The 250-nt window shown below is 68.0% G+C and carries 1 protein-coding gene; it reads left to right on the plus strand.

Annotated elements, in window-relative coordinates; translation table 11 throughout:
• Positions 1 to 198: DUF924 family protein (locus tag SB753_RS39810; RefSeq protein WP_410805514.1), on the plus strand; the 198-nt coding region annotated here is incomplete at its 5' end.
• Between the last annotated feature and the right edge of the window lie 52 nt (positions 199 to 250).

Genomic DNA, 250 nt, shown 5'->3' on the forward strand with positions numbered 1-250 from the left:
CTCGCCGGGGAGCCCGGGGGCGAGTCGTATTATTCGTTCGCCGTGAGGCATGCGGAGATCGTCGAGCGCTTTGGGCGCTTTCCGCATCGCAATGCGCTGCTAGGACGGGAATCGACGGCGGAGGAAATCGCGTTTTTGCGCGAGCCGGGATCGTCGTTGCAGTCGCGGCGGGCGAGGAAGCGGGCGCGCGGTAGTTAGCGGCGTGCCGCACAGCGCCGCCCGGCGTCTGGTTACCGACCGTCAACCGCAG

The sequence above is a fragment of the Paraburkholderia sp. SIMBA_053 genome (assembly GCF_046534895.1).
In the GTDB taxonomy this organism is placed as follows: Bacteria; Pseudomonadota; Gammaproteobacteria; order Burkholderiales; family Burkholderiaceae; genus Paraburkholderia; species Paraburkholderia caledonica.